Genomic DNA, 20594 nt, shown 5'->3' with positions numbered 1-20594 from the left:
TCGCTCGCGCCCTGCGGGCGTTTCCCGCCATGGGAAGCGCAAGCCATGTTCACCGGATTGATCGAAGGCCTGGGCCAGCTCGCCTCGCGCGAGGTGCGCGATGGCGACGCACGGCTGCGGATCGCGGTCGGCACGCTGCCATTCGATGGCGTGACGCTCGGGGAAAGCGTCTCGGTCAACGGCGTGTGCCTGACCGTGGTCGCCTTCGACGCGATGCATTTCGATGTGGACGCCTCGAACGAAACGCTGGCGCTGACCACGCTGGGCCGGCTCGCGCCGGGCCAGGCCGTGAACCTCGAACGCGCGATGCGGCCCGACGGCCGACTCGGCGGGCACCTGGTCAGCGGACACGTCGACGGCGTCGGCTCGGTCGCGGCGATCGTGGACGATGCGCGCGCGCAGCGCTGGCGCTTCGGCGCGCCACCGGCGCTGATGAAGTACATCGCGCAGAAGGGCTCGATCTGCGTCGACGGCGTCAGCCTCACGGTCAACGCGGTGGACGCGGACGGGTTCGAGGTGGCGCTGATCCCGCACACGCTGGCGCATACGGCATTCGGCCAGGCCGGCGTGGGCGATGCGGTCAACCTCGAGGTCGACCTGGTGGCGCGCTACGTCGAGCGCCTGCTCGCCGCCCGCGCGCAGGAGGCCGCGGCATGAGCTTCGCGCCGGTGCCGGAACTGCTGCAGGAGGTCCGCGAGGGCCGCATGGTGGTGATCGTCGACGACGAGGATCGCGAGAACGAGGGCGACCTGATCATGGCCGCGGAGTGCGTGCGGCCGTCCGACATCAATTTCATGGTCACCCACGCGCGCGGCCTGGTGTGCCTGTCGCTGACCCGCGAGCGCTGCGCCCAGCTCGGCCTGCCGCCGATGGTGCAGTCGAACACCTCGCGCCACCGCACCAACTTCACCGTCAGCATCGAGGCTGCCGAGGGCGTGACCACCGGGATTTCCGCGCACGATCGCGCCCACACCATCCGCACCGCGGTGCGCGCCGACGCCGGTCCCGCCGACCTGTCGCAGCCGGGCCACATCTTCCCGCTGATGGTCGAACCCGGCGGCGTGCTCGCCCGCAGCGGCCACACCGAGGCCGCCGCCGACCTGTCGCGGCTCGCGGGATTCGAACCCGCGGGGGTGCTGGTCGAGATCCTGAATCCCGACGGCAGCATGGCGCGGCGCCCGCAACTGGAGGTGTTCGCGCGCGAGCACGGGCTGAAGATCGGCTCGATCGAGGACCTGATCCGGTACCGGCTGGAAACCGAGCACACCGTCGAGCGGCTCGACGAGCGCGCGATCGACACGCCGCACGGGTCGTTCCGCCTGGTGACCTATCGCGACCGGCTGGGCGATGCGCTGCATTTCGCGCTGGTGCGGGGGACGCCCGATGCCGGCCGCGCGGCGCTGGTCAGGGTGCAGCCGATGAACCCGCTGGCCGACGCGCTGCACTGGCGGCGCACCGACTTCGGGCCCGCCACTGGCGACGTGATGGCGATGCTGGCCGCGGAGGAGGCCGGCGCGCTGGTGCTGCTCGAGGAGCCGCACGATCCCGCGGCATTGCTGGCGCGCATCCGCGAGCCGCAGGCCGACGTCCCGAAGGTTTCGAAAAGCGGTGCGGCCGGCGAGTGGCGCCGCAACGGCGCCGGCGCCCAGATCCTGCACGACCTCGGCTTCGGCCGCCTGCGGGTGCTGGGCACACCGCGCCGGCAGGTGGGCCTGGCGGGATTCGGCCTGGAAATCGTGGAGTACGTGGCGCCGTAGGAGCTCGGGTCGTCGTGGCTTGGGCCACCGCGCCCCCCGCCGTCGCCGGGCCGGCTTCCCGCGCCCGCACCGGCGGCCGGCAGTACGCGCAACGACCGCGCCGGAGGCCCAGCGCGCGGCGCGGTAGAATCCACGTCCTCCATTCCCGCCTCCTGCCCATGAGCCACTACGAAGGCGACCTGCGCGCCCCCGAGGGCGCGCGCTTCGCGATCATCGCCAGCCGCTGGAACCCGCGCATCACCGATTCGCTGGTGGCCGGCGCGCGCAAGGCCTTCGCCGACCACGGCGTGGTCGAGGCGGCGGTCGACGTGGTGCGCGTGCCTGGTGCCTGGGAAATCCCGTTCGCCGCCGCGCGCATCGCACGGGCTGGCGACCACGCGGCGATCGTCGCACTGGGCTGCGTGGTGCGTGGCGACACCCGCCACTTCGAGCAGGTCGCCGATGGCTGCAGCGAAGGCCTGATGCGCGTAGCGCTGGAGCACGGCGTGCCCGTGGCCAACGGCGTGCTCGCGGTCGACGTGCACGAGGACGCCGAGCGCCGCGCCGGCGGCAGCCACGGCAACAAGGGCGAGGAATGCGCGCTGGTGGCGATCGAGATGGCGCACCTGCTGGAGTCGTTGCGGTGAGCCGCGGCCCGCGTCGCGACGGCATCGACCCGGTGGCGCGCACGCGTTCGCGCCGGCGCGCCCTGCAGGCGGTGTACGCGATGCAGCTCTCGGGCGTGGACGCGAAGAACGCGATCGCGCAGTTCGCGCACGAACAGGCGAACGAAGTCGCCGACCTCGAGTACTTCGAAGACCTGGTGCGCGGCGTCGGCAGCCATGTCAGGGCGCTGGACGCGGCGTTGCAGCCGTTCCTCGACCGCACGGTGGAGGAGGTCGACCCGATCGAGCGCGCGATGCTGCGCATCGCCGCCTACGAGCTGCAGCACCGACCGGACGTTCCGTACCGCGTGGTCATCGACGAGGCGCTCAAGGCGGTCAAGCGTTTCGGCTCCGAGCACGGGCATACCTATGTCAACGGCGTGCTCGACCAGGCCGCGGCGCAGTGGCGCGCCACGGAAGTCCAGGTGTCGCGCCCGTAGGAGCGCCTTGAGGCGCGATGCTTCTGCTTCTCGTCGAACCTTGGTCACTGTCGCAACAGCATCGCGCCTGAAGGCGCTCCTACGGGGGGCGTGACATGGAATTCGACCTGATTTCCCGCATCCGCGACCGCGCGCCCCGCCGCGTCGATGTGGTGCTGGGCATCGGCGACGACGCGGCGCTGCTGCAGGTGCCGTCCGGCATGCAGCTCGTGGTCGCGATGGACACCCTCAACGCGGGCGTGCATTTCCCGGCCGCCGCCGCGCCCGCCGACATCGGCTGGAAGGCGCTGGCGGTGAACCTGTCCGACCTCGCGGCGATGGGCGCGCAGCCCGCGTGGTGCACGTTGTCGCTGTCGCTGCCCGAGGCGGCCTCCGCCTTCGTCGACGGCTTCCTCGACGGTTTCCTGGAGCTGGCCGCACGCCACGACGTCTCGCTGGTCGGCGGCGACACCACGCGCGGACCGCTGTCGATCTGCGTGGCGGTGCACGGACTGGTCGAGCCGGGCCGGGCGCTGCGTCGCGCCGGCGCCGGCGTGGGCGACGATGTCTGGGTCACCGGCACGCCCGGCGACGCCGCCGCCGCGCTCGCCGCGCTGCAGGCCGGCGCTGCCGTCGATCGTGCGTTGCGCGCACGCCTCGACCGCCCGACGCCCCGCGTCGCGGCCGGACGCGCGCTGGCCGGCATCGCCAGCGCCTGCATCGACGTGTCCGACGGCCTGCTGGCCGACCTCGGACACGTCTGCGCCGCCAGCGGCACCGGCGCATGCATCGAACTGGAGGCACTGCCCGTCTCGAAGGCGCTTACGCGGTTCCGCCCGGAACTGCGCTGGCCATGGCAGGCGACGGGTGGCGACGACTACGAGCTGTGCTTCACCGCGCCCGCCGCGCAGCGTGAGGCCGTGGCGACCGCGCTTGCCGCGACGGGGGAGATCGGGGCCACCCGCATCGGCCGGATCGAAACCTCCACCGGCGTACGCGCCCGATCGCCCGACGGCACGCCCTGGACACCCGCGATGCCGGGCTACCGCCACTTCTGAACTCCGAACGTAGCCCGGATAAGCGCAGCGCATCCGGGATCGCGCGGGGGCGGGTTTTTCTTCCCGGATGCGCTGCGCTTATCCGGGCTACGCGGGATACGGGCTACGGGTTCGGCAGTCGTCCGATCGCCTCGGCCATGCGCGACAGCGCCTCGCGCAGCAGGGGGCGCGGCATCGCGAAGTTCAGGCGCACGAAGCCCCGGCCGGCGGCGCCGCATTCGGCGCCGTCGGTCAGCGCGACGCGCGCATGCCGGCGGAAAAACGCGCCGGGGGTCGTGTCGGGCGACAGCGCCAGGTCGCGGCAGTCGATCCACGCCAGGTATGTGCCCTGCGGCGGTGCGAAGCGGGCGTCCGGCAGATGGGTCGCCATCCATTCGGCGACCAGCGCGCGGTTGCCCTGCAGATAGTCGAGCACATGCCCGAGCCACGGCCCGCCGTCGCGCCAGGCGGCGACCGAGGCGATCATGCCCAGGCCCGCCACGCCATGGCCTGCGACCAGGATCATGCGCCGCCAGCGGGCGAGGTCCTCGTCGTTGCCGAACACGAGCTGCGCGCACTTGAGTCCGGCCAGGTTCCAGCCCTTCGACGCCGAGACCGCGACCACGCCGTGCCGCGCCGCGGCTTCGGACACGGTGATGTAGGGGACGTGGCGCTCGCCGGCGTAGACCAGCGGCGCGTGGATCTCGTCGGAGAACACCCGCGCGCCGTGGCGTTCCACCACCTCGGACAGGGCGAGCAGCTCGTGCTGCCCGAACACACGCCCGAGCGGATTCTGCGGATTGCACAGCAGCACCAGCCCGGCGCCGTCGCGCAGGGCGCCGTCGATCGTCTCCAGGTCCATGCGCCACGTGCCTTCGTGCAGGCGATGCGGCACTTCGATCACGCGATGCCCGTGCAGTTCGAGCAAGGGCCGGAACGGCATGTACGCAGGCGTCGGCAACACCACGGGCGTCTTCGCCGGCACGAAGTGCTGCAGCACGATCTCCAGCCCGCCGAGCACGTCGCCGACCGCGTGCACGCGCCCGGGGTCCACCTGCCAGCCATTGTGCCGGGCCTGCCATTGCGCGCAGGCCTGTGCGAGTTCGCGCGACAGGGCAGGGGTCGGATAGCCGCAGCGACCCTGCGCGATCGCAGCGCGCAGCGCGTCGGCGATCGGGTCGGCGATGCCGAAATCCATCTCCGCGACGAAGGCGCCGATGCAGTCGGGAAACGCCGCCCATTTCAGCCCGCCGGCGGCGCGCAGCGAGGCTTCGTCGATCAGGTCGTAGTCGGGAAGGGTCATGCACCGATTGTAGGCGCGGTGTCAGCCGTCGTCGGCGCGGAAGGCGTCGCGCATCCAGTCGAACGAGGGCGCATCGGGATCGCCGCTGGCATCGACCACGTCGAACCGGCACGGCGCGTCGCGGTGTTCGCGGTGCGCCGCCAGGAACTGCCGCGCCGCCAGCACCAGCTTGCGGCGCTTGCGGGCGTCCACCGATTCCGCGCCGCCGCCGAAGCGCGAGCTGCGGCGGTAGCGCACCTCGACGAACACCAGGGTGTCGCCGTCGCGCATCACCAGGTCGAGTTCGCCGAAGCGCGCGGTGGCGTTGGCGGCCACCGGGCGCAGGCCCGCGGCGACCAGGTAGGTGCACGCCGCCGCTTCCACGCCGGCGCCGCGCGCGCGCATGCTCAGCCGCCGGCGCCCGCCAGCGGCACCACCAGGCCATTGCTGAAGGTGGCCCACGCCGGCGCACGCAGCACGTTGCCGTTGGCATCGAGCGACAGCCGGCCGGTGGCGCCATCGAGTCCGGCGTCGGGATGCTCGGCCAGGTGCTGCAGGTAGGCGCTGAGCAGCCAGGCGTCGTGGCCGAAGGCGAACAACCGCGCTGCCGGGCCGCGCGCGGTCGGCAGGTCCGCGGCCAATGTCGCCGGCGAAGGCAGGCCGGGCAGGCCGGCGCTGGTCCAGGTCTCGGTGGCGAAGGCGATGCCGTCCAGCGCCCGATCCTCGTCGGCCTTGCCGGTGCCCGAGGTGAGCTGCGAGGTCGCGATGCGCAGCTTGTCGCCCAGGCCGGCCGCGAACAGCTGCGGTACCACCAGGCGTGCTTCGCTGCCGCGCAGCGCGATCAGGATCGCGTCGACGCCGCCTTCGCGCGTTGCCGCCGAGCGCAGCGCGACCGACTGGTCGCCCGGGGTCTCGCCGACGATCGCGAGCGTGCCGACGATCGCGCCGCCTTCGGCCTCCAGTCGCGTGCGGAACGCATCGACGCTGCGCCGCGCGTGGTCGTCGCCGTTGCTGAGCACCAGCACCCGGCGGGCGTTGCGCGCGAGCGCGTAGGCCGCGGCGGCGCGCCCCTCGTCCTCGGGGGCGAGCGAAAAATCGGCGCCATTGTCGGGCGGCACCGCGTTGCCGCGGTTGAGCGCGAGCAGGGGCACCGCCTGCGGCGCCTGGAACAGCGCCGAGACCTCGTCGCGGCCCAGCGGACCGAGGATCTGGTCGGCGCCCTCGGCGATCGCGCGATCACGCGCGGCGACCGCGCCCGAAGCCGTGCCGGCGGTGTCGTAGAACGCCAGTTCCGGCTTGTCCCGGCGTTCGGCGTAGTAGCCGGCGAGCAGGCCATCGCGCACCGGCCCGGCCGCAGTGGCGAGCTGGCCGGTCATCGGCAGCAGCACCGCCAGCTTGCGCGGCGGGCGGTAGCCGTCGCGGGCGGCCGGGTCGCGGGCCGGGTCGAAGCGCCAGTGCGTGTTCAGCGTCGGCTGCGCGATCTCATCCGGGCCGGTCGCCGGCCTCTGGACCTGGACCGAGGCACAGCCCGCCAACGTGGCCAGCATGGCCGCACACACCATCGATCTCGACATTTGCCGCATCCGGGCGCCCCACGGTGGAGAATGGACCGATTCTACCGTCCCACCCGTGGAGAGACGATGCCAGCCGCTGAATCCGGAGCCCCTGCCGCGGGCGTGCTGCACGTGGTCGCGACCCCGATCGGCAACCTCGGCGACCTGTCGCCGCGCGCGCAGCAGGTGCTGCGCACGGTGGCGGCGATCTGCGCGGAGGACACGCGCCACACCCGGCAACTGCTCTCGCAGTTCGGCATCGTCACGCCGCTGCTGGCCCTGCACGAGCACAACGAGGAGGCGATCGCGCAGCGACTGGTGGCGCGTCTGCAGGCGGGCGAATCGCTGGCGCTGGTCAGCGACGCCGGCACGCCACTGGTCAGCGACCCGGGCTTCCGGCTGGTGCGTGCCGCGCGCGAGGCCGGGATCCGGGTGAGCCCGGTGCCCGGACCCAGCGCGCTGGTCGCGGCGCTTAGCGTGGCCGGCCTGCCGAGCGACCGCTTCGCCTTCGAGGGCTTCCTGCCGGCGAAGGCCGCGGCGCGGCGCGAACGGCTCGCCGCGCTCGCGGCCGAACCGCGCACGCTGATCTTCTACGAATCCGCGCATCGCATCGACGCGATGCTTGCCGACGCCGTTGCCGCCTTCGGCGGCGCGCGGCGCGCGGTGCTCGCGCGCGAGTTGACCAAGCTCTTCGAAACCGTGCTCGACGGCCCGCTGTCCGCGCTGCACGCGCGCGTGCTTGCCGATGCCGACCAGCGCCGTGGCGAATTCGTGGTGATCGTCGAAGGGGCGGGCGAGGAGGGCGATGCGCGCCTGGTCGAGGGTCGGCGCGTCTACGCGTTGCTGGGCGCTCACCTGCCGCCTTCCGCGGCGGCGAAGCTGGCTGCGGAAATCACCGGCGCGCCGCGCAAGCTGCTGTACGGGAGTTGAGGCGAGCGCAATTCGCCGGGCGCCTCGCCGTCGTCGCGTGCGCTGGGTGCGCACCGGCATTCATCCGTTCCGCGTAGCGCGTGCGACAATGGCCTCGGCGGAGTCGGCCGGACAGTCGCGTCGTCGGCCCACTTCGGTGGGTGCGGATGCCGAGGAAAGTCCGGGCTCCACAGGGTACGGTGCCAGGTAACCCCTGGGCGGCGCGAGCCGACGGAAAGTGCAACAGAAAGATACCGCCGAACGCTCAGGCAGTTCCGCAAGGAGCGGCAGGAGGCGTGGCAAGGGTGAAATGGTGCGGTAAGAGCGCACCGCGAGCCTGGCAACAGGCCGGTACGGCAAACCCCACCGGGAGCAAGACCAAATAGGGAGACGATGCCGTGGCCCGCGGTGTCTCCGGGTAGGTTGCTCGAGCGTCGCGGTGACGCGGCGCCTAGAGGAATGACTGTCCACGACAGAACCCGGCTTATAGGCCGGCTCCGCCACCTTCCTCCAGGCTATTCGCGTGCGACGTGCGCGTCGGGGTCCTTGTCCGCGACCAGGCGCAGGTCGATGCCGTGCTCGAGGAACGCCTTGCACGCGGCGACCACGAGATTGAAGCCCTCGGTCGAGTCCAGCGCCTGGGCGACCTGTTCGTCGTCGCTGCCCTCGAAGCCCGAAGCGGTGATGGCAATGAAGGTGGCATGTTCGCCGCGCGCGGTGAACCGCCATTCCACCGGAGTCGGCCATTCGATCGCGATCCGGCGCGCGGGCTCGAACACCACCACGCGCACCTCGCCGGAGGCGCCGTAGTCGTCCCGGTACCAGGTGACGGTGGCGCCGGGCGCGAGCGGATCGACGAAGGCGTCGAACACCTCGGCGACCGGCCTGCGGATGAGCATGGTGGCGCGGGCCACCGGGGGCGTCTTCAGCGTCAGGATCGTTCCGGGGGCGAGGGTGCCGCGGCGGCTGCGCCGGCGTCGAGCAGGATGTGCCGCCCCTCCACGTAGCTGTCCAGCCACGCGACCGCCTGCGCGAGCGGCGCAGCCCGCAGCGCGCAGAGATGCGTGCGGCCGCGCACAGTGCGTTCGAGCAGGCCTGCCCGCTCCAGGGCGCGGATGTGCTTGGAAGCGGCAGCCAGCGAGATCTCGAAAGGCGCGGCCAGGGCACCCACGCTGCGTTCGCCGCCCAGCAGTGCAGCGAGCATCGCACGACGGGTGGGGTCGGACAGCGCGTGGAACACGCCGTCGAGGGGGGAGGGATATTCATCCATGTAGTTGAATGTGAGCCATCCTGGCCAAAACTGTCAACCGAGTGGTTGAAGATGGATAATGATGCGACGCACCATACCCGTGCCCCGGTGCATCTGCTGGTGTGCTGCAAGGGGTCCGGAACTCGCCAATCTCAAAATTTGAGACGAATCAGCAGCTTGTGGATAAGGTTTGAACAAGTCTGTGAACTATCACGCAAGTCATTGAGCTGATTAATGAAATTTGCACACGAAAGCTGTTGACATCGTTCCGGACGGCCCATACTGTGGCGCTTCGTGGGGAAACCGGGTTTTTTGTGGTTTTCCGATACTGAAGCCCGCCGAAGACGGGCAACTCCGGGCAGGCTGTGGTGTTCCAGGGCGAGACCGCCATCACGATCGACGACAAGGGCCGGCTGGCGATCCCCACCAGCTACCGGGACCTCGTCGCGGGCGCGGGCGGCAACCGGCTGGTGGTCACCTACAACCCGTTCGAGTCGGGAAGCCTGTACCTCTATCCGCAGGCGGTCTGGGAGCGCGTGCGCGACCAGGTCAACGCGCTGCCGCGCACGCGTTCGGTCAACCGCCAGCTGCAGCTGAAGCTGGTCGGCGCGGCCACCTTCGTCGAGCCCGACGCGCACGGGCGCATCGGCGTTCCCGCCAGCCACCGCAATGCGGTCGGCATCGAGAAGAAGGCCGTGCTGGTGGGCATGGGCGAGAAATTCGAACTCTGGAGCGAACAGGCGCATCTCGCGCAGATCAGGCAGACGCTGGGCGATGCCGATCTGGGCGACGACCTGGTCGACCTGCAGCTGTGACGGAAGGGGGCGCGGAAGTCCGGTCCGCGCACCTTCCGGTGATGTTCGAGCAGGTCATGGAAGGGCTGCGCGTGATCGAGGACGGGACGTATCTGGACGGCACGTTCGGCCGCGGCGGTCATGCGCGCGGCGTGCTGCAACGGTTGGGCGCAGGAGGTCGGCTGCTGCTGATGGACAAGGATCCCGAAGCGATCGCGGTGGCGGAACGCGAGTTCCGTGGCGACGCGCGCGTCGCGATCCGGCGCGGCAGCTTCGGCGAACTTGGTGCCTGGGACGAAGTGGGGGCGGGTATCGACGGCGTGCTGCTCGACCTCGGCGTCTCGTCGCCGCAGCTCGACGTCGCCGCCCGCGGCTTCAGCTTCGGCAAGGACGGCCCGCTCGACATGCGCATGGATCCCGACAGCGGCGAGAGCGCGGCGCAGTGGCTGGCGCGCGCCGACGAGCGCGAGATCGCCGACGTGCTGTGGACCTTCGGCGAGGAGCGCATGAGTCGCCGCATCGCACGCGCCATCGTCGCCCGCCGCGCCACCGCGCCGCTCACCCGCACCACCGAACTGGCCGGGCTGATCGCCTCGGTGGTGCCGCGCGGCCGCCACGACCTCCATCCCGCCACGCGCTCGTTCCAGGCGATCCGGATCCACGTCAATCGCGAGCTGGCGGACCTGGAGCTGGGTCTGGCCGCGGCGCACGACGCGCTCAAGCCCGGCGGCCGGCTGGCGGTGATCAGCTTCCATTCGCTCGAGGACCGCATCGTCAAGCGCTTCATCGCCGCGCATGCCAAGGCGCCACCGGGCAACCGGCGCCTGCCCGAAGCCACCGGCTTCGAGCCCACGCTGCGCGCGGTCGGCGACGCCGGCAAGGCGCGCGCCGACGAGCTGGCCGCCAACCCGCGCGCCCGTAGCGCGGTGCTGCGGGTGGCTGAAAAGAGGGGAATCGGGAATCGGGAATCGGGAATGGAGGCGGCAAACGCTTCGCGGCCATTCCCCATTCCCCATTCCCCATTCCCAGCCTCCGCAGGAGGCGAGCCATGACCCTGCGCCTGATCGTCGCCGTGCTGGTCGTCGCCAACGTCATCTCCGCGATCGGCGTCGTCCATGCGCGCCACCAGCACCGCGAGCTGTACGTTCAGCTGACCCGGCTCGAGCGCGCGCGCGACGAACTCAACATCGAGTTCGGCCGGCTGCAGCTCGAGCAGGCGACCTGGGCCGAGAGCAACCGCATCGACCAGGTCGCGCGCAACCGACTGGGCATGAAGTTTCCCGCCGCCGGCGAGATCGTGGTGGTGCGGCCATGAGGTTCGTCAAGACCGCAGGCGGTTCGGCCAAGAAGCCGCGTCCGCGCGCGCAGTTCAACCTGCGTGGGCGGTTGATGCTGGTCGGTGGCGCGCTGGCGCTGTGCGCGGTGGCGCTGGTGGTGCGCGCGGTCGACCTGCAACTGGTTGACAACGCCTTCTATCAGCGCAAGGCCGACGCGCGCTTCCTGCGCGAAGTGCCGATCCCGACCTCGCGCGGCATGATCACCGACCGCAACGGCGAGCCGCTGGCGGTGTCCTCGCCGGTGGAGTCGCTGTGGGCCAACCCGCAGGAGCTGGCCAACAACCCGGCCGCCGTCGCGCGCCTGGCCGAGGCGACCGACCTGCCGGTGGACTACCTCACGCGCTACGTCTCGCAGCGCAAGGACAAGGAGTTCATGTACGTGCCGCGCCATCGCCGGGTCAACCCGGCGGTCGCGCAGAAGATCCTGGCGCTGCGCATCCCGGGCGTGTTCTCGCAACGCGAGTTCCGCCGCTTCTACCCGCAGGGCGAGGCGGTCGCGCACGTGCTCGGCTTCACCAACGTGGACGACCGCGGACAGGAGGGCGTCGAGCTGGCGTTCGACGACTGGCTCAGCGGCACGCCCGGCGCGCAGAAGGTGATCCGCGACCGCCACGGCCGCATCGTCGAGCACGTCGACCTGGTCCGCCCGGCGGAACCCGGTCGCGACCTGGTGTTGAGCATCGACCGCCGCATCCAGTTCCTGGCCTATCGCGAACTCAAGCGCACGCTGCTGGAAACCGGCGCCGGCAGCGGCTCGGTGGTGATCCTCGACGTCGCCACCGGCGAGGTGCTGGCGATGGCCAACCTGCCCTCGTACAACAACAACAAGGTCAGCGGGCTCAATCGCGACGCCTACCGCAACCGCGCGCTGACCGACCTGCTGGAGCCGGGTTCGACGATGAAGCCGCTGACGGTCGCGGCCGCGCTCGAGGCCGGTGTGGTCACGCCGGCCACGCGCTTCGACACCAGCCCCGGCTGGATCCCGAACGGCCGCTACCGCACCAGCGACTTCCGCAACTACGGCGTGCTCGACACCACCGGCATCATCACCAAGAGTTCGAACGTCGGCGTGTCGAAGATCGTCAGGCTGCTGCCGGACCGCGACTTCGACGCGTTCCTGCGCCGTTTCGGCTTCGGCTCCAGCACCGGCAGCGGCTTCCCCGGGGAGGCGCCGGGCACGTTCCCGCCACCGGAGCGCTGGAGCGGTACCGACAAGCAGGTCATGTCCTATGGCTACGGCCTGTCCGCGACGCCGTTGCAGATCGCGCGCGCCTACGCCGCGCTCGGCAACGGCGGTCGACTGGTGACGCCGACCTTCGTCAAGGGCGGGCACAGCGGCGAGTCGACCCAGGCGCTCGCACCCGAGGTCGCCGCCCAGGTCATGCGGATGATGCAGACCGTCACCGAACCCGGCGGCACCGCCACGCGTGCGGCGATCCTCGGCTACCACGTGGCGGGCAAGACCGGCACCGCGCGCAAGTCCGCCGGCGGCGGCTACTCGCGTCGCTACATCGCCTACTTCGCCGGCCTGGTGCCGGTCGAACGGCCGCGTTTCGCGGTGACGGTGGTGGTCAACGACCCGGATCCTTCCGGCGGCGGATCGACCTACGGCGGCGGCTGGGTGTCGGCGCCGCTGTTCGCGCGGGTGATGGAGGGCGCGCTGCGGCTGATGGACGTGCCACCCGACGACATCGAGACCTGGCTGGCCGCGCAGGCCGTCGAAGAGGCCAAGCGCGCGAAGGCGCAGGCCGCGGCGGCGCCGCGGGTCGCGGCAGGCGCGGCCGCCGTGGCGGAGGCGGCGCGATGAGCCGGACGATGTCGCTCGCGCAGTTGTTGCCGGACGTGGCCGCGGTGCCCGCGTCGCTGTCGATCTCCGGCCTGGTGCTGGACAGCCGCGACGTGCGCGAAGGCGACGCCTTCGTCGCGATCGGCGGGTTCGGCACGCACGGGCTGCACTTCACCGACCAGGCCAGGCGTGCCGGCGCGCGCGCGATCCTGTTCGAGCCGCCGGTGCCGGGCGACGTGCCCGCGCCCCCGGCCGATGCGATCGCGGTGCCCGGCCTGCGCGCGCGCATGGGTGCGATGGCCGACGCCTTCCATGGCAACCCGTCGGCGCGGATGACGACGATCGGCGTCACCGGCACCAGCGGCAAGACCTCGACCGTGCAACTGCTGGCGCAGGCGCTGGACCTGCGCGGCGTGCGCTGCGGCACCATCGGTACGCTCGGCGCGGGCCTGTACGGACACGCGCGCGCGACCGGCTTCACCACGCCACTGGTGCTGCAGACGCATGCGCTGCTCGCGCAATTGCGCGCGGCCGGCGCCGACGCGGTGGCGATGGAAGTCAGCTCGCACGCGCTCGACCAGGGGCGCGTGGACGCGGTGCATTTCGCCGTCGGCGTGTTCACCAACCTCAGCCGCGACCACCTCGACTACCACGGCGACATGGAACGTTACGGTGCGGCGAAGGCGAAGCTGTTCGCGACGCCGGGCCTGCGCGCGGCGGTGGTGAATCTCGACGACGCCTGGGGGCGTCGCGTGCACGCCGCGCTGCCGGCTTCGCTGCGCGCGGTCGGCACCAGCGCGCGCGGCGCCGACGATGCGCAGGTGCGCGCCGGCAACGTTTCGCCCGACGCCGACGGCATCGGTTTCGACCTCCACCTCGGTGGCGGGACGCATCGTGTCGCCTCGCCCCTGCTGGGTCGCTTCAACGTCGACAACCTGCTGGTGGTGGCCGGCGTACTGCACGCGCTCGACCACGATGCGGCCGCGATCGCGGGCGTGCTCGGCCGGCTTCAGCCGATTCCCGGGCGCATGAACCGGTTCGGCGGCGGCGACCGCCCGCTGGTGGTGGTGGATTACTCGCACAAGCCCGATCCGCTGGAACAGGCGCTGCAGTCGCTGCGCGGACACCTGCGCGGACGCTTGCTGTGCGTGTTCGGTTGCGGTGGCGAGCGCGACACCGGCAAGCGTCCGCAGATGGCGGCGATCGCGGAACGACTGGCCGACGAGGTGGTCGTCACCGACGACAACCCGCGCGGCGAGGACGGCGACGCGATCATCGCCGGAATCATGGCCGGCTTCGCCCATCCCGAGCGCGTGGTGGTGCAGCGCGACCGCCGCGCCGCGATCCTCGGTGCGATCGGCCGCGCGCAGGCAGGCGACATCGTGCTCGTTGCCGGCAAGGGCCACGAGACCTACCAGGAGATCGCCGGCGTGAAGCATTCCTTCGACGACAGCGTGGTCGCGCGCGAGGCGCTGGGCGAGCCGGCCGCGCCGCAGCCGCGCGATTCGGAGGAGGGGCGATGAACCCGCTGCCGCTCTCGCGTATCGCGCAATGGACCAACGGTCGCCTGCATGCCGCCGGCCGGCCCGACGACATGCTGATCGATGCGGTCGAAACGGACACGCGCACGCTCGACGCGCGCGACGGCCGCGCGGCCCTGTTCATCGCGCTCAAGGGCGCGAACTTCGACGGCCACGACCACGTCGCGGCGGCCGCGGCGCTCGGCGCGCGCGCCGCGCTGGTCTCCCGGATCTGCGACGCGCCGCTGCCGCAGGTGCTGGTGGCCGATACCGAGCGCGCGCTGGCGGCGCTGGCGGCGGCGCTGCAGCATGCCCGCCGCGGCAAGGTGGTGGGTATCACCGGCAGCAACGGCAAGACCAGCGTCAAGCAGCTCACCCTCGCGATCGTGTCGCGCACGATGAAGACGTACGCCAATCCAGGCAATCGCAACAACGAGATCGGGCTGCCGCTGGCGGTGATCGACGCGCCGGACGACGCCGAAGTCGCGGTCTACGAGATGGGCGCGGGCAAGCACAACGACATCGCCTACCTGACCGCGATCGCGCGTCCGGACGTGGCCCTGGTGAACAACGTCGCGCCGGCGCACCTGGAACGGATGCAGAGCCTGCTCGGCATCGCCGACACCAAGGCCGCCATCTACGACGCGCTGCCGCACCACGGCATTGCGGTGGTCAATGCCGACGATGCGTTCGCGCCGTACTTCGCCGAACGCGCGCACGGGCGCCGGCTGCTGCGCTTCGGTCTGGAGGCCAGTGCCGACGTGACCGCGCGCGACATCCGCCTCGACGACGATGCCTCGCGCTTCACCCTGGTCACGCCGGCCGGCGAGGCGGGCGTGTCGCTGCCGCTGCCCGGCCGGCACAACATCGCCAACGCGCTGGCTGCGACCTCGATCGCGCTCGCGCTGGAGGTGCCGCTGGGCCTTATCGCCGAGGCGCTGTCGACCGCGGAGCCGGTGAAGGGTCGGCTCGTGCGGCATCGCCTGGCCAACGGCGCGGTGCTGATCGACGACAGCTACAACGCCAACCCCGGTTCGCTGAACGCGGCGATCGATACGCTCGCGGCCACCAGCGGCGAGAACTGGCTGGTGCTGGGCGACATGCGCGAACTGGGCGAGGACGCGGCGGCGCTGCACGCCGAGGCCGGGCGCCGTGCGCGTCGCGCGGGCCTGGCGCGGCTGTACGCGCTGGGACCGCTGAGCGCCGCGGCGGTCGAGGGCTTCGGCGACGGCGCCCGCCATTTCGACAGCCACGCCGCACTGGTCGACGCGCTGCGGGTCGACCTGCACTCCGGCGTGCGCGTGCTGGTGAAGGGCTCGCGGGGCAGCGCGATGGACCGAGTCGTCGACGCCCTGCTGCCGGACGACACGGGGGAACAGGATGCTGCTTGAACTGACCCGCTGGCTGCAGCAGCTCGAAGGCCTGTTCGGCCTGTTCGGCTACCTGACCTTCCGCGGCATCCTGGCCGCGCTCACCGCGCTGTTCCTGTCGCTGTGGTGGGGACCGGCGGTGATCCGCAAGCTCGCCCAGTACAAGGGCGGCCAGCCGATCCGCCAGGACGGGCCGCAGTCGCACTTCTCCAAGGCCGGCACGCCGACCATGGGCGGCGCGCTGATCCTGTTCACGGTCACCGCCTCGGTGCTGCTGTGGGGCGACCTGCGCAACAAGTACGTGTGGGTGGTGCTGCTGGTGATGTTGTGCTTCGGCGCGATCGGCTGGTACGACGACTGGATCAAGATCGTGCGTCGCGACCCGAACGGGCTGAAGTCGCGCTGGAAGTACCTGCTGCAGTCGATCTTCGGCCTGGCCGCCGGCCTGTACCTGTACCTGTACGCCGACGTGCCGGCGGCGACCAACTTCTACGTGCCGCTGTTCAAGTCGATCGCGCTGCCGCTGGGCGGGATCGCCTTCGTCGCGATCGCCTACTTCTGGATCGTCGGCTTCTCCAACGCGGTCAACCTCACCGACGGACTCGACGGGCTGGCGATCATGCCGACCGTGCTGGTGGCCGGCGGCATCGCGGTGTTCGCCTACGCCTCGGGCCACGCGGAGTTCTCGCGCTACCTGCAGATCCCGCCGGTGCCGGGCGCGGGCGAGCTGATCATCATCTGCGCGGCGATCGCCGGCGCGGGCCTGGGCTTCCTCTGGTTCAACACCTATCCGGCGATGGTGTTCATGGGCGACATCGGCGCGCTGGCGCTGGGCGCGGTGCTGGGGACGATGGCGGTGATCGTGCGCCAGGAATTGGTGCTGGTGATCATGGGCGGCATCTTCGTCATCGAGACGCTGTCGGTGATGATCCAGGTCGCCTCGTTCAAGCTCACCGGGAAACGCGTGTTCCGGATGGCGCCGATCCACCACCACTTCGAACTCAAGGGCTGGCCCGAACCGCGCGTGATCGTACGCTTCTGGATCATCTCGGTGATCCTGGTGCTGGTCGGCCTGGCCACGTTGAAGGTGCGCTGATGGGCACGACCTTCGACGCCCGCGCATTCGACGCCACCAGCCGACAGGCGACGCGCCTGGACGCGATCGACGGGCGCTACGACGGCTGGCTGATCGCGATCGCGGCGACGATCGCCGCGTTCGGCGTGGTGATGGTGGCCTCGAGTTCGATCGCGGTCGCCGAGAACCTCGGCCAGGGGCCGTTCTATTTCCTGGTGCGGCACGTGGTGTTCCTGGTCGTGGGCATCGGGCTGGCCGTGGCGGCGATGCGCACCGACCTGAAGCTGGTCGAGAAGTACCCGCAGGCATTGCTGGGTGCCTGCTTCCTGCTGCTGATGCTGGTGTTCGTGCCCGGTCTCGGCTACACCGTCAACGGCGCGAGCCGCTGGATCAACCTGGGCGTGTCGAATTTCCAGGTGGTGGAGGCGGTGAAGATCCTCTACCTGGTCTGGCTGGCGAGCTACCTGGTGCGCTTCCGCGACGAGGTCAACGCCACCTGGGGCGCGATGCTCAAGCCGATCGGCGTGGCGGTGGCGCTGGTGGGCCTGCTGCTGATGCAGCCCGACTTCGGCTCGGCGACGATGCTGCTGGCGGTGACCGCCGGCATGCTGGTGCTCGGCGGCGGCCACCTCAAGCGGATGATGGTGCCGGTGCTGCTGCTGCTGCCGGCGCTGGTCGCGGTGGCGGTGATCGAGCCCTATCGGCTGCGTCGCATCACCTCGTTCTGGAACCCGTGGGAGGACCAGCTCGGCGCCGGCTACCAGCTCAGCAACGCGCTGATGGCGATCGGGCGCGGCGAACTCACCGGCGTGGGCCTCGGCGCCTCGATCCAGAAGCTGTCGTACCTGCCCGAGGCGCATACCGACTTCATCTTCTCGGTGATCGGCGAGGAACTCGGTTTCGTCGGCGTGTTCTGCGTGATCGCGCTGTTCGCGGCGCTGGTCGGCCGCGCGCTGTGGATCGGTTACCGCTGCGTCGAGATGCGCCGCCACTTCGCCGGCTACGTGGCCTTCGGCGTGGCGCTGATGATCGGCCTGCAGAGCCTGGTCTCGATCGGCGTCAACCTCGGCCTGCTGCCGACCAAGGGCCTGACGCTGCCGCTGATCTCCTCGGGCGGATCGAGCGTGATGATGACCTGCCTGGCGATCGGCCTGCTGCTGCGGGTGTCCTTCGAACTCGACCGCGCCCGGCGCCAGGTGGCGCGTCTGCGCGGAGAGGGCGCGAAGGCCGCCGGCGTCGATGCGCCGGCCGCAACCCCCCCGCCGACCACGCAGCCGCCGCCCGGCGCGATCGCCGGCGCACGCGGCACCAGCCGCCTGCGCCCGCGGATCGAGCCGACCCTGGGCGGGCTCGGGAGGAACGCATGATCCGCCGCCTGCTCGCCGCGCGCGAGATGACCAAGGAGGGCATCGCCCGGTCCTTCTCGCGCGTGCACTTCGTCGGCATCGGCGGCGCCGGCATGAGCGGCATCGCCGAGGTGCTGTGCACGCTCGGCTACCAGGTGTCCGGTTCGGACACCGCCGACAACGCGACCACGCGACGGCTGACGCGGCTGGGGGCGACCGTGCACCGCGGGCATTCCGCGGCGAACGTCCTGGGCACCGACTGCGTGGTGGTGTCGAGCGCGATCCGGCCCGACAACCCTGAGCTGATGGAGGCGCGCTCGCAACGCATCCCGATCGTGCCGCGGGCGGAGATGCTGGCCGAACTGATGCGCTTCCGCCGCGGCATCGCGGTGGCGGGCACGCACGGCAAGACCACCACCACCTCGCTGACCGCGAGCGTGCTGGGCGAGGGCGGGCTCGACCCGACCTTCGTGATCGGCGGCCAGTTGCTGGCCGCCGGCGCCAATGCGCGCCTGGGCAGCGGCGACTGGCTGGTGGCGGAGGCCGACGAGAGCGACGGCAGCTTCCTGCGCCTGAACCCGCTGATCGCGGTGGTCACCAACATCGACGCCGACCACCTGGAGAACTACGGCGGCGACTTCGCGCGCGTGCAGGCGGCGTTCTCCGAATTCCTGCACCGGCTGCCGTTCTACGGCCTGGCGGTGCTGTGCATCGACGATCCGGAAGTCGCGCAGCTGGCGCAGGACATGCCGCGCCACGCGATGACCTACGGCCTGTCCGAGCAGGCCGACGTGCGGGCCGAGGACGTGTCGCAGCAGGGTGCGGCCATGCGTTTCACCCTGTGCCTGCCCGACGCCTCGCGCACCCCGGTGACGCTGGCGTTGCCCGGCCGACACAATGTGCTCAACGCGCTCGCCGCCGCGGCGATCGGCTGGCAGCTGGGCGTCGAGCCGGCGGCGATCGCCAGCGCGCTGCAGAAGTTCCAGGGGATCGGCCGCCGCTTCAACCTGCTCGCGCAGTTGCGCACGGCGCAGGGCGCGAACGTACAGCTGGTCGACGACTACGGCCACCATCCCAAGGAGCTGGCCGCGGTGTTCGACGCCGCACGCGGTGGCTGGCCCGACCGCCGCCTGGTGGTCGCGTTCCAGCCGCATCGCTACACCCGCACCCGCGACCAGTTCGACGATTTCGCCGCGGTGCTCTCCGATGTCGATGCGCTGGTACTGACCGAGGTCTACCCGGCGGGCGAAGCGCCGATCGCCGGTGCCGACGCGAAGGCGCTCGCACGCGCGATCCGCGCCCGCGGCCGCATCGATCCGGTCGTGGTCAACGGCGCGCACGAGCTGTCCGGCGTGCTGCCCGACGTGCTGCAGGACGGCGACCTGCTGCTGATGATGGGCGCCGGCGACATCGGCCATGCCGCGCAGCAGCTGGCGCACGACGGGTTCGCGGAGGCGCCGCGATGAGCCAGGTCGTGCCCGCGGTGCGCGTCACCGATCCGGCCATGTTCGGACGCGTCGCCGTGCTCATGGGCGGCACCAGCGCGGAGCGCGAGGTGTCGCTGGATTCGGGCAACGGCGTGCTCGCCGCGCTGCGCCTGCGCGGCGTCGATGCGCATGCGGTCGACGGCATCCCGGCGCTGGTGGACGGCGTCCGCGCCGGCCGCATCGACCGCGTCTTCAACATCCTGCACGGCAACCGCGGCGGCGGCGAGGACGGCGTGGTGCAGGGCCTGCTCGAGGCGCTCGGGGTGCCGTACACCGGCCCCGGCGTGCTCGGCTCCGCGCTGACCATGGACAAGATCCGCACCAAGCAGGTGTGGATGGCGGAAGGCCTGCCGACGCCGCGCTTCGTGCGCGTCGCGCCGGGCGGCGACCTGCGCGCGGCGGTGCGCGAGCTCGGCTACCCGGTGTTCGTCAAGCCGTCGAACGAGGGTTCCAGCGTGGGCGTGTTCCGGATCCTGGCCGAGGACGACCTGGCGCCGGCGATCGCGTTCGCGGCCGGCTACGCCGGCGAACTGCTGGCCGAACAGATGGTGCAGGGCGAGGAATACACCGTGGCGATCCTGGGCGAGATCGCACTGCCGTCGATCCGCATCGTGCCTGCCGGCGCGTGGTACGACTACCACGCCAAGTACATCGCCGAGGACACCCAGTACCTGTGCCCAGGCATGGAGGGCGAGGAAGAGGACGCCGTGCGCGCACTGTCGCTGGCCGCGTTCCGCGCCGCAGGCTGCAGCGGCTGGGGCCGGGTCGACGTGATGCGCGACCGCGTCCGCGGCCTGCAGCTGATCGAGGTCAACACCGCCCCGGGCATGACCAGCCACTCGCTGGTCCCCAAGGCGGCCGCGCAGGTCGGCATCGACTACGCCGAGCTGTGCTGGCGGGTGCTGGAGCAGACGCTGTGAAGCCGGGAATGGGGAATCTGGAATCGGGAATCGGGAACGGCATGCCGGTACCTGGCGCGGCGTGCGCGCTCACGCTTGCTTCCTCGATTCCCCATTCCCGATTCCCTAT

General features: G+C 71.3%; 21 protein-coding genes and 1 other RNA gene. 17 read left to right on the top strand and 5 right to left on the bottom strand.

The annotated features are described in order from the left end of the window. Positions 1-45: 45 nt before the first annotated feature. The 5 genes from JMO03_RS00170 (at position 46) to thiL (ending at position 3878) form a co-directional block, all read left to right on the top strand. Positions 46-657 carry a riboflavin synthase gene (locus JMO03_RS00170; RefSeq protein ID WP_202839023.1) on the top strand — a complete coding sequence of 204 codons (612 nt, stop codon included), beginning with the start codon at positions 46-48 and terminating at the stop codon, positions 655-657. Beyond that, positions 654-1757 (top strand): 3,4-dihydroxy-2-butanone-4-phosphate synthase, encoded by a 1104-nt coding sequence (gene ribB, locus JMO03_RS00165; protein WP_202839021.1) that lies wholly within the window; start codon positions 654-656, stop codon positions 1755-1757. The genes JMO03_RS00170 and ribB overlap by 4 nt, the downstream gene beginning before the upstream one ends. Before the next feature lie 158 nt (positions 1758-1915). Next, positions 1916-2383, top strand: a complete 468-nt coding sequence (gene ribH, locus JMO03_RS00160) for a 6,7-dimethyl-8-ribityllumazine synthase (RefSeq protein WP_202839019.1) — start codon at positions 1916-1918, stop codon at positions 2381-2383. Then, a complete protein-coding gene (nusB, locus tag JMO03_RS00155; protein ID WP_202839018.1) occupies positions 2332-2841 on the top strand; it encodes a transcription antitermination factor NusB in 510 nt (169 codons plus the stop codon). The genes ribH and nusB overlap by 52 nt, the downstream gene beginning before the upstream one ends. Before the next feature lie 95 nt (positions 2842-2936). Beyond that, on the top strand, positions 2937-3878 hold the full coding sequence (gene thiL / locus JMO03_RS00150; protein WP_202839017.1) for a thiamine-phosphate kinase: 942 nt from the start codon (positions 2937-2939) through the stop codon (positions 3876-3878). Positions 3879-3981: 103 nt separating this feature from the next. On the opposite strand, the gene JMO03_RS00145 is transcribed toward thiL, so the two are convergent. Genes JMO03_RS00145 through JMO03_RS00135 form a run of 3 tightly spaced genes read right to left on the bottom strand, consistent with a single transcriptional unit; the run spans position 3982 to position 6713 of the window. Beyond that, positions 3982-5160: a MalY/PatB family protein gene (locus JMO03_RS00145; RefSeq protein WP_202839016.1), complete on the bottom strand. Its 1179-nt coding sequence runs from the start codon at positions 5158-5160 to the stop codon at positions 3982-3984. Between the two features lie 21 nt (positions 5161-5181). Beyond that, the gene (locus tag JMO03_RS00140) at positions 5182-5544 is read right to left on the bottom strand and encodes a YraN family protein (protein ID WP_202839015.1); all 363 of its coding nucleotides are present in this window, start codon (positions 5542-5544) and stop codon (positions 5182-5184) included. A gap of 2 nt (positions 5545-5546) precedes the next feature. Continuing rightward, on the bottom strand, positions 5547-6713 hold the full coding sequence (locus JMO03_RS00135) for a penicillin-binding protein activator (RefSeq protein WP_238345746.1): 1167 nt from the start codon (positions 6711-6713) through the stop codon (positions 5547-5549). 66 nt (positions 6714-6779) lie between these two features. On the opposite strand from JMO03_RS00135, the gene rsmI reads away from it, so the two are divergent. Both rsmI and rnpB read left to right on the top strand, forming a co-directional pair. Next, positions 6780-7622, top strand: a complete 843-nt coding sequence (gene rsmI / locus JMO03_RS00130; protein ID WP_202839013.1) for a 16S rRNA (cytidine(1402)-2'-O)-methyltransferase — start codon at positions 6780-6782, stop codon at positions 7620-7622. Between the two features lie 99 nt (positions 7623-7721). Beyond that, positions 7722-8104, top strand: an RNA gene (rnpB, locus tag JMO03_RS00125) — RNase P RNA component class A. Positions 8105-8116: 12 nt separating this feature from the next. Here the strand turns inward: rnpB and JMO03_RS00120 are convergent. Together JMO03_RS00120 and JMO03_RS00115 are read right to left on the bottom strand one after the other, a co-directional pair. After that, positions 8117-8515 carry an SRPBCC family protein gene (locus JMO03_RS00120; protein ID WP_202839011.1) on the bottom strand — a complete coding sequence of 133 codons (399 nt, stop codon included), beginning with the start codon at positions 8513-8515 and terminating at the stop codon, positions 8117-8119. A 17-nt stretch (positions 8516-8532) separates the two neighbouring features. After that, entirely contained in the window at positions 8533-8871 is a 339-nt protein-coding gene (locus tag JMO03_RS00115; protein ID WP_202839009.1) for an ArsR/SmtB family transcription factor, read from the bottom strand. Between the two features lie 347 nt (positions 8872-9218). Here JMO03_RS00115 and mraZ point away from each other — a divergent pair, with 347 nt between their 5' ends. The 10 genes from mraZ to JMO03_RS00065 are packed head-to-tail and all read left to right on the top strand — an operon-like array spanning position 9219 to position 20485. Continuing rightward, positions 9219-9665, top strand: coding sequence for a division/cell wall cluster transcriptional repressor MraZ (gene mraZ, locus JMO03_RS00110; RefSeq protein WP_202839007.1), 447 nt, complete (start codon positions 9219-9221; stop codon positions 9663-9665). Further along, entirely contained in the window at positions 9662-10696 is a 1035-nt protein-coding gene (gene rsmH / locus JMO03_RS00105) for a 16S rRNA (cytosine(1402)-N(4))-methyltransferase RsmH (RefSeq protein ID WP_425491747.1), read from the top strand. Before mraZ ends, rsmH begins: the two co-directional genes overlap by 4 nt. Next, positions 10693-10959: a cell division protein FtsL gene (ftsL, locus tag JMO03_RS00100; protein ID WP_149104708.1), complete on the top strand. Its 267-nt coding sequence runs from the start codon at positions 10693-10695 to the stop codon at positions 10957-10959. Before rsmH ends, ftsL begins: the two co-directional genes overlap by 4 nt. Then, complete coding sequence (locus tag JMO03_RS00095; RefSeq protein WP_202839003.1) at positions 10956-12788, top strand: peptidoglycan D,D-transpeptidase FtsI family protein; 1833 nt, start codon at positions 10956-10958, stop codon at positions 12786-12788. The genes ftsL and JMO03_RS00095 overlap by 4 nt, the downstream gene beginning before the upstream one ends. Further along, positions 12785-14290: a UDP-N-acetylmuramoyl-L-alanyl-D-glutamate--2,6-diaminopimelate ligase gene (locus JMO03_RS00090; RefSeq protein WP_202839001.1), complete on the top strand. Its 1506-nt coding sequence runs from the start codon at positions 12785-12787 to the stop codon at positions 14288-14290. The genes JMO03_RS00095 and JMO03_RS00090 overlap by 4 nt, the downstream gene beginning before the upstream one ends. Continuing rightward, on the top strand, positions 14287-15678 hold the full coding sequence (locus JMO03_RS00085; protein WP_202838999.1) for a UDP-N-acetylmuramoyl-tripeptide--D-alanyl-D-alanine ligase: 1392 nt from the start codon (positions 14287-14289) through the stop codon (positions 15676-15678). The genes JMO03_RS00090 and JMO03_RS00085 overlap by 4 nt, the downstream gene beginning before the upstream one ends. Next, positions 15668-16753, top strand: coding sequence for a phospho-N-acetylmuramoyl-pentapeptide-transferase (mraY, locus tag JMO03_RS00080; RefSeq protein ID WP_202838997.1), 1086 nt, complete (start codon positions 15668-15670; stop codon positions 16751-16753). The genes JMO03_RS00085 and mraY overlap by 11 nt, the downstream gene beginning before the upstream one ends. Then, the gene (ftsW, locus tag JMO03_RS00075) at positions 16753-18099 is read left to right on the top strand and encodes a putative lipid II flippase FtsW (RefSeq protein WP_202838996.1); all 1347 of its coding nucleotides are present in this window, start codon (positions 16753-16755) and stop codon (positions 18097-18099) included. The genes mraY and ftsW overlap by 1 nt, the downstream gene beginning before the upstream one ends. Then, on the top strand, positions 18096-19544 hold the full coding sequence (gene murC, locus JMO03_RS00070) for a UDP-N-acetylmuramate--L-alanine ligase (RefSeq protein ID WP_202838995.1): 1449 nt from the start codon (positions 18096-18098) through the stop codon (positions 19542-19544). The genes ftsW and murC overlap by 4 nt, the downstream gene beginning before the upstream one ends. Then, on the top strand, positions 19541-20485 hold the full coding sequence (locus JMO03_RS00065) for a D-alanine--D-alanine ligase (protein ID WP_238345745.1): 945 nt from the start codon (positions 19541-19543) through the stop codon (positions 20483-20485). The genes murC and JMO03_RS00065 overlap by 4 nt, the downstream gene beginning before the upstream one ends. The last annotated feature ends 109 nt before the right edge of the window (positions 20486-20594 follow it).

This window comes from Luteimonas saliphila (genome assembly GCF_016774335.1).
Classification (GTDB): Bacteria; Pseudomonadota; Gammaproteobacteria; order Xanthomonadales; family Xanthomonadaceae; genus Luteimonas; species Luteimonas saliphila.
The sequence above is the reverse complement of the archived record's forward strand: the minus strand, read 5'-3'. Positions and strand labels throughout refer to the sequence as shown.

Coding starts and splice junctions, on each gene's coding strand:
- JMO03_RS00170 (WP_202839023.1), top strand. CDS start 46: ATGTTCACCGGATTGATCGAAGGCCTGGGCCAGCTCGCCTCGCGCGAG.
- ribB (WP_202839021.1), top strand. CDS start 654: ATGAGCTTCGCGCCGGTGCCGGAACTGCTGCAGGAGGTCCGCGAGGGC.
- ribH (WP_202839019.1), top strand. CDS start 1,916: ATGAGCCACTACGAAGGCGACCTGCGCGCCCCCGAGGGCGCGCGCTTC.
- nusB (WP_202839018.1), top strand. CDS start 2,332: ATGCGCGCTGGTGGCGATCGAGATGGCGCACCTGCTGGAGTCGTTGCG.
- thiL (WP_202839017.1), top strand. CDS start 2,937: ATGGAATTCGACCTGATTTCCCGCATCCGCGACCGCGCGCCCCGCCGC.
- JMO03_RS00145 (WP_202839016.1), bottom strand. CDS start 5,160: ATGACCCTTCCCGACTACGACCTGATCGACGAAGCCTCGCTGCGCGCC.
- JMO03_RS00140 (WP_202839015.1), bottom strand. CDS start 5,544: ATGCGCGCGCGCGGCGCCGGCGTGGAAGCGGCGGCGTGCACCTACCTG.
- JMO03_RS00135 (WP_238345746.1), bottom strand. CDS start 6,713: ATGTCGAGATCGATGGTGTGTGCGGCCATGCTGGCCACGTTGGCGGGC.
- rsmI (WP_202839013.1), top strand. CDS start 6,780: ATGCCAGCCGCTGAATCCGGAGCCCCTGCCGCGGGCGTGCTGCACGTG.
- JMO03_RS00115 (WP_202839009.1), bottom strand. CDS start 8,871: ATGGATGAATATCCCTCCCCCCTCGACGGCGTGTTCCACGCGCTGTCC.
- ftsL (WP_149104708.1), top strand. CDS start 10,693: ATGACCCTGCGCCTGATCGTCGCCGTGCTGGTCGTCGCCAACGTCATC.
- JMO03_RS00095 (WP_202839003.1), top strand. CDS start 10,956: ATGAGGTTCGTCAAGACCGCAGGCGGTTCGGCCAAGAAGCCGCGTCCG.
- JMO03_RS00090 (WP_202839001.1), top strand. CDS start 12,785: ATGAGCCGGACGATGTCGCTCGCGCAGTTGTTGCCGGACGTGGCCGCG.
- JMO03_RS00085 (WP_202838999.1), top strand. CDS start 14,287: ATGAACCCGCTGCCGCTCTCGCGTATCGCGCAATGGACCAACGGTCGC.
- mraY (WP_202838997.1), top strand. CDS start 15,668: ATGCTGCTTGAACTGACCCGCTGGCTGCAGCAGCTCGAAGGCCTGTTC.
- ftsW (WP_202838996.1), top strand. CDS start 16,753: ATGGGCACGACCTTCGACGCCCGCGCATTCGACGCCACCAGCCGACAG.
- murC (WP_202838995.1), top strand. CDS start 18,096: ATGATCCGCCGCCTGCTCGCCGCGCGCGAGATGACCAAGGAGGGCATC.
- JMO03_RS00065 (WP_238345745.1), top strand. CDS start 19,541: ATGAGCCAGGTCGTGCCCGCGGTGCGCGTCACCGATCCGGCCATGTTC.